This window comes from Phytohabitans rumicis (assembly GCF_011764445.1).
GTDB classification, from domain to species: domain Bacteria; phylum Actinomycetota; class Actinomycetes; order Mycobacteriales; family Micromonosporaceae; genus Phytohabitans; species Phytohabitans rumicis.
Window position 1 is genome coordinate 8,064,146 of sequence record NZ_BLPG01000001.1, and the last position, 13,511, is coordinate 8,077,656.

Annotated in this window: 10 protein-coding genes; 6 read left to right on the plus strand and 4 right to left on the minus strand. The window is 70.8% G+C overall.

Features of this window, described 5'->3' with window-relative positions; genetic code table 11:
* Positions 1–67: 67 nt before the first annotated feature.
* A complete protein-coding gene (locus Prum_RS36530; protein WP_246278331.1) occupies positions 68–2,740 on the minus strand; it encodes a beta-L-arabinofuranosidase domain-containing protein in 2,673 nt (890 codons plus the stop codon).
* Positions 2,741–2,788: 48 nt separating this feature from the next.
* On the opposite strand from Prum_RS36530, the gene Prum_RS36535 reads away from it, so the two are divergent.
* Entirely contained in the window at positions 2,789–4,012 is a 1,224-nt protein-coding gene (locus tag Prum_RS36535; protein WP_246278332.1) for a glycoside hydrolase family 27 protein, read from the plus strand.
* A 161-nt stretch (positions 4,013–4,173) separates the two neighbouring features.
* Here the strand turns inward: Prum_RS36535 and Prum_RS36540 are convergent, their stop codons facing one another.
* The 3 genes from Prum_RS36540 to Prum_RS36550 all read right to left on the minus strand — a co-directional run bounded on the left by Prum_RS36540 (position 4,174) and on the right by Prum_RS36550 (position 7,324).
* Entirely contained in the window at positions 4,174–4,935 is a 762-nt protein-coding gene (locus Prum_RS36540; RefSeq protein WP_173081061.1) for an NPP1 family protein, read from the minus strand.
* Positions 4,936–5,015: 80 nt separating this feature from the next.
* Positions 5,016–5,696 (minus strand): MOSC domain-containing protein, encoded by a 681-nt coding sequence (locus Prum_RS36545; protein WP_173081063.1) that lies wholly within the window; start codon positions 5,694–5,696, stop codon positions 5,016–5,018.
* A gap of 23 nt (positions 5,697–5,719) precedes the next feature.
* The gene (locus tag Prum_RS36550) at positions 5,720–7,324 is read right to left on the minus strand and encodes a phosphatase PAP2 family protein (protein ID WP_218577530.1); all 1,605 of its coding nucleotides are present in this window, start codon (positions 7,322–7,324) and stop codon (positions 5,720–5,722) included.
* Positions 7,325–7,714: 390 nt separating this feature from the next.
* On the opposite strand from Prum_RS36550, the gene Prum_RS36555 reads away from it, so the two are divergent.
* From Prum_RS36555 to Prum_RS36575, 5 genes are read left to right on the plus strand one after another with little or no spacing between them, the layout of a single operon-like run.
* Positions 7,715–9,001: an enolase C-terminal domain-like protein gene (locus Prum_RS36555; RefSeq protein ID WP_173081065.1), complete on the plus strand. Its 1,287-nt coding sequence runs from the start codon at positions 7,715–7,717 to the stop codon at positions 8,999–9,001.
* Positions 8,994–9,941 carry an aldo/keto reductase gene (locus Prum_RS36560; RefSeq protein ID WP_173081067.1) on the plus strand — a complete coding sequence of 316 codons (948 nt, stop codon included), beginning with the start codon at positions 8,994–8,996 and terminating at the stop codon, positions 9,939–9,941. Before Prum_RS36555 ends, Prum_RS36560 begins: the two co-directional genes overlap by 8 nt.
* Positions 9,938–11,497, plus strand: a complete 1,560-nt coding sequence (locus tag Prum_RS36565; RefSeq protein WP_246278333.1) for a sugar ABC transporter ATP-binding protein — start codon at positions 9,938–9,940, stop codon at positions 11,495–11,497. Before Prum_RS36560 ends, Prum_RS36565 begins: the two co-directional genes overlap by 4 nt.
* Positions 11,494–12,498, plus strand: coding sequence for an ABC transporter permease (locus Prum_RS36570; RefSeq protein WP_218577531.1), 1,005 nt, complete (start codon positions 11,494–11,496; stop codon positions 12,496–12,498). Before Prum_RS36565 ends, Prum_RS36570 begins: the two co-directional genes overlap by 4 nt.
* A gap of 34 nt (positions 12,499–12,532) precedes the next feature.
* Complete coding sequence (locus Prum_RS36575) at positions 12,533–13,498, plus strand: ABC transporter substrate-binding protein (RefSeq protein WP_173081069.1); 966 nt, start codon at positions 12,533–12,535, stop codon at positions 13,496–13,498.
* The last annotated feature ends 13 nt before the right edge of the window (positions 13,499–13,511 follow it).

Below are 13,511 nucleotides of genomic sequence, written 5' to 3' on the forward strand. Positions count from 1 at the left end.
GCTAGACCTACCAGACCTCGAGCACGCCGCCCAGCACGACCAGTATCGCGCCGAGTAGCCGGCCGGCTCAGGGCAGGTAGGTGGCGTCGCGGGCGGCGGCCACGACCCGATCGCCGTCCGCGGCGCCGAGCCGGCCGGTCGCCACCCACGCCTCGGCGGTACGCGCGACGTGGTCGACCAGGTCGTCCCGGCTGTGGAACGGGGCGGCCGCCCACACCTCGTCGAGCAGCGTGGTGCCGTCGTCCTTCGCCGGGTTGGCCACGCCCGCGTCGACGCCGCCGAACGCGATCCGCGGCTCGACCCGCTCGAAGTACACGTGCGTCGGATCCTCGGTGCCCTCGAAGAAGGGTGCGATCGCGACGCCGTCCAGGGTGTAGTGCAGCGGCTGGCCCTCGACCGGGGTGAGCGCGCCAGCCAGGTCGCCGGACAGGCCCGCATTGCGGTAGAGGCCGAACGGCAGGTATGTCGTGCGCGGGTCGCGGGCGACCAGGTTGACCGGCCCGTAGAAGAGCGCCTGGAGCGCCGGGTTGTCCAGGGCCCGCTCCACCCGCAGCCGGAACGGCATGGTGACGCGGACGGTGTCGCCGGTACGCCAGGCCCGCGAGACGGTGGCGTACGTGCCGGGGGTGAACGGGCCGGGCAGAGCCTCGCCGTTGACCGTGACCGCGAAGCCGTCGCCCGCCCACGCCGGCACCCGCAGGTGCAGGTCGAATGTGGACTGTCCGGTGATGGTGAGCGTGCTGCCCTGCTCGACCGGGAAGCCGGTGGTCTGGGTGACGGTGACGCCCTTGCCCGCCCAGTCCAGTGTGGACGGACTGTAGAGGTTGACGTACAGGCCCGTGCCGTCGGCCGTGCGGAAGTACACCGAGTCCTGGTACTTCGTGGCGCTCTCCAGCCCGGTGCCCTCGCAGCACGTGGTGCCCTGCTTCGGGGTGTAGTTGCGCACGTGGCCCGGCAGCAGCCCGACGAAGTATGTGACGAGCGGCCGCTCCGCGTCCGGACGGTCCTGTTTGGAGCCGAGGATCTGGTTGTACAGCGTCCGCTCGTAGTAGTCGACGTACTTCGGGTCCCGGTCGTGCTGGAAGAGCATCCGGCTCAGCTTCAGCATGTTGTACGCGCAGCAGGTCTCCGCGTTCGTGTCGCTGAGCGTGCCGGCGATCGCGCCCGCCGCGCGCCAGAACTCCAGCGTGCTCGTGCCGCCGATGCTGTACATCCGGGTCGGCACGACCATGTCCCAGAGGTTCTTCGCGGCGGCCAGGTAGCGGTCCTCGCTGGTCTCCTCGTACAGCCGGACCAGCCCGACCAGGATCGGCAAATGCTGGTTGGCGTGCAGGCCGTCGAGGATGTCGGTGCCGGCCGCGCACGCGTCGGTCAGGCTGTCCAGGTCGAACAGGCGGGCCAGCGCGAGGTGCTCGGCCTTGCCGGTGACGGCGTACAGGTCGCAGATCGCCTCGACGATGCCGCCGAACTCGCCGCTGGAGAAGATGTTCCACATCCGCTGCCGGGTGCTCGCCGGCAGCCTCGACAGCCGCGCGTACATCCAGTCGCACATGCCCTCGGCGAGGTCGAGCGCCCGCGCGTCACCGGTGTGGAGGTACGCGTCGAGCAGCCCGCGCAGGATCTTGTGGGCGGTGTAGTACGGCGCCCACACCACCGTGTAGTCGCCCTCCGTCCGCGACTCCAGGTCGATGAACTGCGTCTCCGGGTACGCCGCCAGGAAGCCCGGGTGGCTCGGCCCGCCCCAGGTACGGCGCAGCGTGGCGTGCTGCGCCCGGCCCGACGCGTCGGCGAAGGCTCCGCCGGCGGTCTCCTCGAAGCCGTACGACGCGAGGTCGCCGGCGCCCGCCGCGGAGCCGGCCGCGTGGGTGGTCTGCAGGTCGGCGATCTCGTCCGCGCCCAGCGCCCGCGACCAGACGTTGACCTCGTCGAACGCGCCGGCGAAGACCGGGTCGGCGGCGAAGTTGGACCGGCCCAGCCAGTTGTTGGCCAGCACGCCGAGCACCGCCGGGCTGAGCGTCACCGCGGTGTTCACGCCGGCCGCGACCCCGTCGACGTACAGGGTGGCGGTGCCGCCCGCGATGGTCACGGCGAGGTGGCTCCACCGGTGCAACGGCAGCGCCGCGGTGCCGTCGATGCCCTGCTCGCCCACCGGGCCGCTGGCACTGACCGCGAACCGCGGTACGCCGTACGCGTTGCGGGCCGCCAGGTACAGGTACCGGGTGGTGCCGTCGCCGAAGTCGAAGACCCGCGCCCAGTTCGCGTCGTGGGCCGGCCGCACCCACGCGGCGAGGGTGATCGCGGCCGAGGCGTCCAGCGCGGTCGGCGGCAGCTCCACGTACTGGTGGGAGCCGCGGACGTTCTCCGCGGCCGCGCCGAACCGGCCGGGCACGCTGAGCACCGCCGGGGCGCTCCGCAGGGCCTCCCGCACCTCGACCAGGGCGCCGACCGCGTAGCCGAGCTTGTCGGCGAAGCCCGCCTCGCCGGTGCCGCCGTACGCCTGGGCCAGCATGGTGAGGAAGTGCCCGGTGTAGTGGCCGCGCAGGTTGCCGTTCGCCTCCCCGTCGAGCCCTTCCCAGCCGCCGGGGGCGACCGCGCCGCGGGTGGACAGGCCGGCGTTGGCCCGGAAGACCTGCAGCAGCCGGTCCGGGTCGTACCCGCGGGCGTGGTCCAGCATCAGGTCGCGCTTGCGGGCGAAGATGCCGGGGCCCAGGGCCACGTCCTTGAGTGCGAACGGATGCACGGTCGAGTTTGTTTTCGCCGCGACGACTGTGTCAAGATCCTTGACGCTATGACGCGCATCCCACCCATGGGCTGGAACAGCTGGGACTGCTACGGCACCACGGTCACCGAGGACGAGGTCGTCGCCAACGCGGAGTTCATGGCCGAGCGGCTCGCCCCGTACGGCTGGGACACCGTGGTGGTGGACATCCAGTGGTACGAGCCGACCGCCCGCGCCGGCGGGTACAACGCCGACGCCCCGCTGGTGCTCGACGCGTACGGGCGGCCGCAGCCGGCGCCCAACCGCTTTCCCTCCGCCGCCGGCGGCCGCGGCTTCGCCCCGCTCGCCGCCCGCGTGCACGACCTCGGCCTGCGCTTCGGGCTGCACATCATGCGGGGCATTCCCCGCCGCGCGGTCGCCGCGAACCTGCCGGTCCTCGGCACCGCCTATCGGGCCGGCGACGTGGCGGACCGCGCCTCCACCTGCCCCTGGAACCCGGACAACTACGGGCTCGACCACACCCATCCCGGCGCCCGGGCGTACTACGAATCGCTGGCCGGGATGTTCGCCGAGTGGGGCGTGGACTACGTCAAGGCCGACGACATGCTCGTGCCGTACCACGAGGCGGAGATCGCCGCGCTGTCCCGGGCGCTGCGCGCCACGGGCCGGCCCATGGCGCTCAGCCTCTCCCCGGGCACCGGCCTCGCCGTCGAGCGGATCGACCACCTGCGCGAGTACGCCCACCTGTGGCGGGTCTCCGACGACCTGTGGGACCGCTGGGAGGACGTGTACGCCCAGTTCGAGCGGATGGCCCGGTGGGCGCCGCTGAGCGGACCCGACGGCTGGGCCGACGCCGACATGCTCCCGCTCGGGCGCATCGGCATCCGTGCCGAGCGCGGCACCGACCGGGCCTCGCGGCTGACCTGGGACGAGCAGCGCACGCTCATGACGCTGTGGTGCGTGTCCCGCTCGCCGCTGATGTTCGGCGGCGACCTGCCCACCAGCGACCCGCGCACCATCGACCTACTGACCAACGCCGACGTGCTCGCCGTCCTCAAGCACAGCCGCGGCAACCGCCAGGAGCGGCGCGACGGCGACCTGGTGATCTGGACCGCCGAGGCCACCGACCGTGAGGCCCGGTACCTCGCCGTCTTCGCGGTGGGCGACCACCCCCTGGACCTGGACCTCCCGCTCCCCGCGGGCACCCACGCCGTAGACCTCTGGACCGGCGAGAACGCGCCCTCCGCCGTGACCCTCCCCGCCCACGGCTCCGCCCTCTACCGCGTGACCTAACCCCTCGTCCCGCCGCCCGCCCCGCCGACCTTGCCCGCCGTGCGCCGATCAAGGACTCCGCCGTCGATCAAGGGCAAACGGCCGTGGTTTGGAGATCAAAGCACGACCATTCGCCCTTGATCGACGCACAAGCCCTTGATCGGCGCCCGCCGCGGCGGGGGTCAGGCGGCGGGGTTGAAGGGGATGCCGGACGGTTGGGCGCGGGCGAGCATGGCGTTGTAGCGGGTGTCTTTGAGGTCGAAGAGGGCGGAGCCGAAGTCGGCGGCGCTGAGGATGTCGCGGATGCCGGCGGGGTAGCCGTTCCAGCCGACCAGGGTCGGGTACTGCCACACGTGGTAGTGGTTCTCGGCCGGCTCGTCGTTGGCGTTGCCGAGGCGGAAGGCGTGCGACCCGGCGCCGTCCTTGTGGTACACGATCTTGGGGTGCGTGCCCTCCCAGCGGACCGCGCTGCTGGCGTGCACGGTGAAGGCGCCGTGGGCGGAGGTGGACACGTACTGGGCCTGGTCGTTCTGGACCCACACCACGACGTGCTCCCAGTCGTGCCGGTGGCCGCTCTCGATGTTGGCGACGAGCTGGTCCTTCTCGAAGTAGAGGGCGTACGCGTACGCGCACCAGCCGTTGTTGCACTTGTAGCGGGCGTACCCGTTGGTGTTGTCCAGGTCGGACTGGTCGCGGCACTGGCCGTTGAGCGCGCCGGTGGGCTTGAGGCCGCCGTTGAGCGTGCCGGTGGGGCCGATGGCGGGGGTGGGGTAGCAGCCGTCGGTGTCGTAGTCGTAGGCCGGCTGCCACTTCTGCTCCGCCGCCTCGGCGTTGCCGGGCAGCTTGGCGGGTGGCGCGGCGAGGGCGACGCCGGCGGTGACGAGGACGATCGCGAGGGCGCTGCCTGCGACGATCAGGGGTCGGAGGGCGCGGGGGTACGCCATACGAGAAACTCCTTCACGTTTGGTCCGTGCGAAAGAGTGTCCCGGCAAATCCCCCTAAAAGCTAGAGTCCCCCTCAAAAGCTAGATCAAGCGCGCCTCGTCGCCGACGCGGATCTCGCCGGGCACCTCGACGGCGGCATACATCCCCATGATGTTGCCGAGCTCGCGCGCGACCCAGCGCAGCGTGGCGCGGTCGTGCGGGACGGTCGGCGTCTCCTTCGTGATCATGACGCACCGCTCGCAGCCCTGGGTGAAGCGCAACCGCATCGTGCCGACGGCCAGCCGGCGACCGATCCAGTCGTGCTCCGGGTACCCGGTGCCGGACTCGTCGGGCACCCCGGACAGCACCAGGTTGGGCCGGAACCGGCTGACGTCCACCGCGCTGTCCGGCAGCGCCGCGGCGAGGGTGTCCAGCGCGGTGGTCGTCAGCACGTGCAGTGCGCCGTCGGCCCAGTCCGGCTGGCGCCCGACGAGCGAGACCTTGGCCTGCACGGCGGTGCTGAGCCGGCTGCCGGCGTCCGGCGCGTCGGACCGGAACCGCTCGCCGTTCGGCAGGATCAGCTCCGCCACGCCGACGCCGGCCGTTTCGGCCCGCACCCGCATGAGCCCCGGGATGGCGCCGGCCCAGGTGAGCTCGTCCCGCTCATCGTGTACGGCGATGCGGCGGTCACCCTCGATTCCCATGGTGCCAACCGTGGCGGCACCCAGCTGCTCGCCGCCGATCGACTTCACCGGGTACCGCCACAGTTGGTTGATTCGCATGCGTCGATGTTATCCGGGTCGCGCTAGGCGGTGACCAGCCGGACGGACAGGCCGTTCCCGTTATAGATCGGCACGGCCCGCAGCCCTTCGGCGCGTACCGTGATGGCGGCGAACCGGCCGCGCAGCCGCTGCGCGTCGATGACCCGGAGCACCGCGCCGGCGCGCAGGTCGCCGTCCAGGTGGAGGTCGAGCGTGCTGCCGAGGTTCACCGTGAGGGTGCCGCCGACCAGCAGGCCGGGGTGGCCGGGCCGGCGCACGGTCACGCCGAGCGTCGCGCCGGCGTACACGTCGAGGTCGCCCTGGCCGAACGCGGTGGGTGAGCCGGCGATCAGGCCGCCGGCGACGAGCCTGGTGTCGCCGCGGTAGCGGTTCTGGCCGGTCAGGGTCAGCGTGCCGGTGCCGCGCTTGACCAGGCCGCCGCGGCCGTCGATGGCGTTGCGCCACGCGTCGGCCGCGTGGAAGCCGCCGCGCGCGGCGTCCAGGGTGACGTCCACGTCCCGGTCGAACGCGCCGTAGCCGTCGGCGGCGGCGAACAGGTCGAGGCGGCCCCACTGCTCGGGGCCGTCCAGCAGGACGTAGCCCGACGGCAGCGCGGTCGTGCGGAGCACCTCGCTCCGCTGCGCCGCGTCCAGGTACGGCAGCCGCGTCTCCAGCAGCACCTCGGCGCCGGTGGGGACGGCCATCGCGGTGCCGCCGCCGCACCGGGGCAGGATGTACGTCAGGCGGGGCGTGTACTGGGCGGCATTCGCGGCGCGGTCGGCGTACGGGTCTGTGTCCACAGTGGACGAGTGTGCCTGGGCGAGGAGGTCGCCGGGGAAGTAGTCGAGGATCTGCTGCCGGGCGGTCGCCTTGAGGCCGGCGTACTGCGGGTCGTGCAGGGCCGCGGCCGCGAGCGCGGTGGCGAGGGTGCGGCCGCCGATGACGTCGAGCGGCGAGTGCATGCCCGCGACGATGCGGGTGTGGCTGTAGTCCGCGGCACAGGCGAGCAGCTCCTGGAAGCGCTCCGGGACCGCGTACGCGAACGCCAGCGCGGCCAGGTAGAGCGCGTTGGTGTGGCCGCTGACGAAGCCGCCGTCGTCGGCCGGGTCGGTGCCGCGCTGGCGCAGCAGCTGCGGGGCGACGGCCACCTCCGAGTCGTACACCGGAAAGCCCAGCGCGTCGGTGGCGCCGGTGGCGATCACCTGGTTGTCGGCGGTCATCCGCCACGGCCGGGGGTACTGGTAGTAGAGCTTGCTGGGGTTGCTGGAGGCGTGCGGGCCGCGCAGCGTGTCGACGAGCCGGACCACGGCGCCGAGCGCGGACGTCTGGGAGCCGGCGCCGAGGGCCGAACCGGCCGGCGCGTCGGCCGGCAGGGCGTCGCTGATCCGGGCGGGCGGGGTGCCGTCGGGCGCGGACGTGATGCCGGTGACCGCCTTGGCGCCGGCCCGGTACGCGGCCGCCAGCGGGCCGAGGCCGTCGATGGCCGAGTAGCTCTGGTGCCGCCGGTCGATGATGAACGACCGCTTCGCCTCCTCGTCGGTGCGCGCGGCGGTGACGGTGGCGCAGTACCGGATGTTGGCGCGCAGCACGTCCAACTGGAGCGGGATGCCGGAGTCCCACGTCGGCCCGGTCTTCCAGAGCCGCTGCATCCCGGTGAGGATGCGGATCGCCGCGTTGGTCTCGGGGAGAGGTTGGCGGTCGTGTTGGTCAGGTAGTCATCCACAAAGGACAGTGGTGCGGCCGCGTGCGCGCTCGACAGCCACGACAGGGCGACGGGGCCGGCGATGACACCCGCCCCGGCGCCAGCCGCGTAACCGAGGAACCGCCGGCGATTCAGTTTGGTGCGCTCTGTCATGTCTTCTCCGTGAGAACGTGGCAGCCGAGGGCAGTGGGGCTGGAGCGTACCCGGTGATCAGAAAATGTCCTAACAAAGGGTCAGCCCTCGTTCAGACATCGGGTCGTTTCGGTGTCAACGTTCGCGTAACAAAGCTGGTACGGCACCTTGACACGATAGACATCGGATCTCTAGCGTCCGGCACGTGAGCACCATCGTCTCGTTGGAGACCGACGACGTCCGGTTCCCCACGTCCCTGTCATTGGATGGCTCGGACGCGATGAACCCCGATCCGGATTACTCGGCCGCGTACGTGCGCCTGCGTACCGACGCCGGCGACGGGCTGGCCGGGCACGGCTTCGTGTTCACCATCGGCCGCGGCAACGACGTACAGGTCGCCGCGATCCGCAGCCTGGCGCCGTACGTCGTCGCGCGGGACACCGAGGCGCTGCTGGCCGACCTCGGCGGCTTCTGGCGGGAGCTGGTGCACGACTCGCAGCTGCGCTGGCTCGGGCCGGAAAAGGGTGTGATGCACATGGCGGTCGGTGCCGTGGTCAACGCCCTGTGGGACCTCAAGGCCAAGCGCGCGGGCCTGCCGCTGTGGCAACTGCTCGCCCGGATGTCGCCGGCCGAGATCGTGGACCTGGTCGACTTCCGGTACCTGTCCGACGCGCTCACCCGGGACGAGGCGCTGAAGATCCTGGAGGAGGCGCGGGCCGGCCGGGCCGACCGCGAGACCGAGCTGATCCGCACCGGCTATCCGGCGTACACCACCACGCCGGGCTGGCTCGGGTACGACGACGACAAGCTCGCCCGGCTCTGCCGGGAGGCGGTCGGGAGCGGCTTCGCCCAGATCAAGCTCAAGGTGGGCGGCGACCGCGACGACGACGTACGCCGGCTGCGGATCGCCCGCGAGGCGGTCGGACCGGACGTGCGGATCGCCGTGGACGCCAACCAGCGCTGGGACGTGGCCGAGGCGATCGACTGGATCGCGGCGCTGGCCCCGTTCGACGTGGCCTGGGTCGAGGAGCCGACCAGCCCGGACGACGTCCTGGCGCACGCGGCCATCGCGCGCGCCATCGCGCCGATCCCGGTGGCGACCGGCGAGCACATGGCCAACCGGGTGATGGCCAAGCAGTTCCTGCAGGCGCGGGCGCTCGGCGTGCTGCAGATCGACGCCACCCGGGTGTCCGGGATCAACGAGAACCTCGCGATGCTCCTGCTGGCCGCCAAGTTCGGCGTGCGGGTCTGCCCGCACGCCGGCGGCGTCGGCCTGTGCGAGCTGGTCCAGCACCTGTCGATGTTCGACTATGTGGCCGTCACGGGTACGACGAACGACCGCATGATCGAGTATGTGGACCACCTCCACGAGCACTTCGTCACCCCCGTGACGATCCGGGACGGGCACTACGTGACCCCGGTCGCACCGGGGGCCGGCGCGGAGATGCTGGCGGTGTCCATCGATCGGTATAGGTTCACCGGCAATGCGTGAGCTACGACTGACCCGGTTGGGATGCGGCACGGCCAGCATCGGCAACCACCGCGTGCCGCTGACCGACGGCGAGGCCGCCGAGATCCTCGATGCGGCCTGGGACGCCGGGATCCGGCACTTCGACACCGCGCCGCACTACGGCCTGGGGCTCTCGGAGTGGCGGCTGGGGCAGTTCCTGGCCGGCAAGCCGCGCGACGAGTACGCCGTGTCCACAAAGGTCGGCCGGCTCCTGGAGCCGAACCCGGCCGGCGCCGGCGCCCTCGACGACGAGGACTTTGTGGTGCCGGCGGCGTACCGGCGGGTCTGGGACTTCTCGGCGGCCGGCGTGCGGCGCAGCCTGGAGGAGTCGCTGGGCCGGCTCGGGCTGGACCGCGTCGACGTGCTGTACCTGCACGACCCGGAGCGCTGGGACCTGGACCGCGGCCTGGCCGACGGGCTGCCGGCCCTCGTCCAACTCCGGGAGGAGGGCCTCGCCACGGCGATCGGGATCGGCTCGATGGGGACCGAGGCGCTCGTCGCGGCGGCCCGGTCCGGGGTGGCCGACCTGCTCATGGTGGCCGGCCGGTACACCCTCGCGGACCAGTCCGGCGCCGCCGAGCTCCTTGACGCGTGCCGCGCGAACGGCGTGGGCATCGTGGCCGCGGCCGTGTTCAACGGTGGCCTGCTCGCCGAGCCGCTGACCGCGTCGTCCACATTCGACTACCGGCCGGCGCCGGGCGCGGTCGTGGCCCGGGCACGGCGGATCGCGGAAGTGTGCGAATCGTTCGGCGTGCCGCTGCGTGCCGCTGCCCTGGCGTACCCGTTGCTGGAGCCTGTGGTGCGCGCGGTGGTCGTGGGCGCCAACAACCCGGACCAGGTCCGGCAGAATGCCGCGGACCTTGCCTTGGACGTGCCGCAAGGGATGTGGGAGCGGCTGCGCGCGGAAGGGCTGGTGGCGTGAGCGAGTATCTGCTCGAGGTCGAAGGCGTGCGCAAGGCGTTCCCCGGCGTGCAGGCCCTCGACGACATGCACATCAACCTGCGCTACGGCGAGGTGCTGGCCGTGGTGGGGGAGAACGGCGCCGGCAAGTCGACGCTGATGAAGCTGCTGTCCGGCAGCTACGTGCCGGACGAGGGCGCGTTCCGGCTGCACGGCGAGCCGTTCACGCCGCAGAGCCCCAAGCACGCACTGGAATCCGGCATCAGCATCATCCATCAGGAGTTCAACCTGATGCCGCACCTGACCGTCGCGCAGAACATCTTCATCGGACGCGAGCCCCGGCGCGGCCTGATCCTGTCTGACCGCGAGCTCAACCGCCGCGCGGCCGAACTCGTTGCCCGGCTGGGGCTGCCGCTCGACATCCGGGCCACCGTCGCCGATCTGACCGTCGCCAACCAGCAGATGGTCGAGATCGCCAAGGCCCTGTCGTACGACGCGCGGGTGCTCATCATGGACGAGCCCACGGCGGCGTTGAACGACGCCGAGGTGCAGACCCTGCACGGCCTGATCCGCCGGTTCGTGCACGCGGACACCGCCGTCATCTACATCTCCCACCGGATGGACGAGCTGAAGGCGATCAGCGACCGCATCACGGTCATCCGGGACGGCCGGTACATCGGCACGCTCGACACCGCCGAGACCACCACGCGCGAGGTCATCACGCTCATGGTGGGCCGCACCCTCACCAGCGACGCGCGCCCCGTCGACGTGCGGGACGAGCGCGAGGTCGTCCTCGACGTGCGCGGCCTGTCCACAAAGGAACTGCTGCGGGACGTCACGTTCACGCTCGGCAAGGGGGAGATCCTCGGCTTCGCCGGGCTCATGGGCGCGGGGCGTACGGAGGTCGCCCGCGCGATCGTCGGCGCGGACAAGACGACCGCCGGGACCATCCACGTGCACGGCCGGCAGGTGCGGATCCACAACCCGGCCGAGGCCGCCCGGCATCGCATCGGCTACCTGTCCGAAGACCGCAAGCAGCTGGGCCTGCTGCTCGAACACGACGTGAGCGACAACATCACGCTGTCCTCGCTGCGCGAGAAGTTCAGCCGCTGGGGCCTGGTCGACAGGCTCGCGGCCCGCCGCGCCGCCGCAGATGTGGTACGCCGCCTTACCATCAAGACCCCATCGGTACGCCAGACGACGAAGTTTCTCTCCGGTGGCAACCAGCAGAAGGTCGTCATCGCCAAGTGGCTGGTCAAGGACTGCGACATCCTCATCTTCGACGAACCGACCCGGGGCATCGACGTCGGCGCCAAGGAGGAGATCTACGAGCTCCTCAACAGCCTCGCCGCGCAGGGCAAGGCGATCATCATGATCAGTTCGGAGCTGCCCGAGGTGCTCCGGATGTCGCACCGGGTGGTGGTCATGACCGAGGGACGCGTCAGCGGCATCCTCTCCGCCGAGGAGGCCGACCAGGAGAGCGTCATGCACCTCGCCACCCTGCGCCCCAACGAGAACCCGGAGGACGCGGCCGAACTCGGCCTCCTCGACCTCACTTCTGGCCCGAAGGCGGTATGACGATGGCGTTCCAGCTCACCCGCGCGACGGGCGCCGACAGGTCCGCCTGGCTGGCCGCCGTCATGAACCGCCTCCAGCAACTGCTGGCCTTCGCGAGCCTCATCGTGATCTTCACGTTCTTCTCGTTCGCGAACTCGGCCTTCCCGACGTACTCGAATGTCATCAACATCCTGTTCAGCACCGTCGTGATCGGGACGCTCGCGCTGGGCACGACGTTCGTCATCATCACCGGCGGCATCGACCTGTCCATCGGTACGGGCATGGCGCTGTGCGCGGTCATGTCCGGCGTGTTCATCGTGAACGCCGGCCTGCCGGTCGTCATCGGCGTGCCGCTCGCCATCCTCTTCGGTGGCCTGATCGGTCTGATCAACGGCTTCAACGTCGCCGTCCTCAAGATCCCGCCGTTCATCGCCACCCTCGCGATGATGCTCGTCGCGCAGGGGCTCGCCCTGGTGATCTCCAAGAGCGCGCCGATCTACTTCAGCGACCACCCCGGCTACATCAAGATCTCGACCGGCGAGCTGATCCCGGCGCTCAACATCCCGAACGCCGTACTCGTGCTGCTCGCCGCCGCGGTGATCGCCGGCTTCGTGCTGAGCAAGACGCTCCTCGGCCGCTACACGTACTCCATCGGCAGCAACGAGGCCGCCACCGCGCTGTCCGGCATCGACGTACGTCGATGGAAGGTCGTCATCTACACCCTCGCCGGGCTCTTCACCGGCCTGGCCGGCGTGATGATCTCGGCCCGTCTCGGCTCCGCCCAACCCGCCACCGGCATGGGCTACGAACTCCAGGCCATCGCCGCCGTCGTCATCGGCGGTACGTCGCTGGCCGGTGGCAAGGGCTCGATCATCGGCACCGTGATCGGCGCCCTCATCATCTCGGTCCTCAACAACGGCCTGCAGATCATGTCCATCCCGCAGGAGTGGCAGAACGTCATCCTCGGCCTGGTCATCCTCGTGGCCGTCTACGCCGACATGGTGCGCAAGAAGGAAGCCTGACGTGACCACCCACGGACACAAGGGAGCACGAACCATGAAAAGAAATCGAATTCTCGCCGCCGTTGCCGTGACCGCCATCGCCCTCGTCACCGCCGGGTGTGGCGACGACGGGTCCACTGGCACCGGCAGTGATCAGAAGTACATCGCGATCGTCTCCAAGGGCTTCCAGCACCAGTTCTGGCAGGCCGTCAAGAAGGGCGCCGAGGACGAGGCGGCCAAGCAGGGCGTACGCATCACGTTCGAGGGCCCGGCCACCGAGGCCGACATCGAGGCCCAGACCACGATGCTCACCAACGCCCTGGCCAAGAAGCCGGACGCCATCGGGTTCGCCGCTCTGGACAGCAAGGCCGCCGCACCGCTCATGGAGCAGGCCAAGTCCGCCAACATCCCGGTGATCGCCTTCGACTCCGGTGTGGACAGTGACGTACCGCTGACCACCGCGGCGACCGACAACAAGGCCGCCGCGGGCGAGGCCGCCAAGCACCTGTCCGAGCTGATCGGCGGATCAGGCAAGGTCGCTCTCGTCGTACACGACCAGACCAGCGTCACCGGCCGGGACCGGCGCGACGGCTTCACCGATTGGATGAAGGCCAACGCGCCCGGCATCCAGGTCCTGCCCGTCCAGTACGGCGGCGGCGACCAGGCCAAGTCCGCCGACATCACCAAGTCCATCCTGCGCGCCAACCCCGACGTCAAGGGCATCTACGGCGCCAACGAGGGCTCGGCGATCGGCGTGATCAAGGGCATCGAGGAGAGCGGCAAGAAGGGCGTGGTCGTGGTGGGCTTCGACTCCGGCCAGGCCCAGATCGACGCCATCAAGAACGGCACCGAGGCCGGCGCCATCACCCAGAACCCGGTCGGCATGGGAGCCGCCCTGGTCAAGGCCGCGGTGGACGCCCTCAACGGCACCTCGCTCCCGAAGACCATCGACACCGGCTACTTCTGGTACGACAAGACCAACATCGACTCCCCCGAGATCCAAGCCGTCCTCTACAAGTAGCGCCCGCCCCTCT

Bases quoted from the DNA above. Each gene is read 5' to 3' on its own strand.
- Prum_RS36570 (WP_218577531.1), top strand. From the start codon at position 11,494: ATGACGATGGCGTTCCAGCTCACCCGCGCGACGGGCGCCGACAGGTCC.
- Prum_RS36575 (WP_173081069.1), top strand. From the start codon at position 12,533: ATGAAAAGAAATCGAATTCTCGCCGCCGTTGCCGTGACCGCCATCGCC.
- Prum_RS36550 (WP_218577530.1), bottom strand. From the start codon at position 7,324: ATGCAGCGGCTCTGGAAGACCGGGCCGACGTGGGACTCCGGCATCCCG.
- Prum_RS36545 (WP_173081063.1), bottom strand. From the start codon at position 5,696: ATGCGAATCAACCAACTGTGGCGGTACCCGGTGAAGTCGATCGGCGGC.
- Prum_RS36540 (WP_173081061.1), bottom strand. From the start codon at position 4,935: ATGGCGTACCCCCGCGCCCTCCGACCCCTGATCGTCGCAGGCAGCGCC.
- Prum_RS36535 (WP_246278332.1), top strand. From the start codon at position 2,789: ATGACGCGCATCCCACCCATGGGCTGGAACAGCTGGGACTGCTACGGC.
- Prum_RS36560 (WP_173081067.1), top strand. From the start codon at position 8,994: ATGCGTGAGCTACGACTGACCCGGTTGGGATGCGGCACGGCCAGCATC.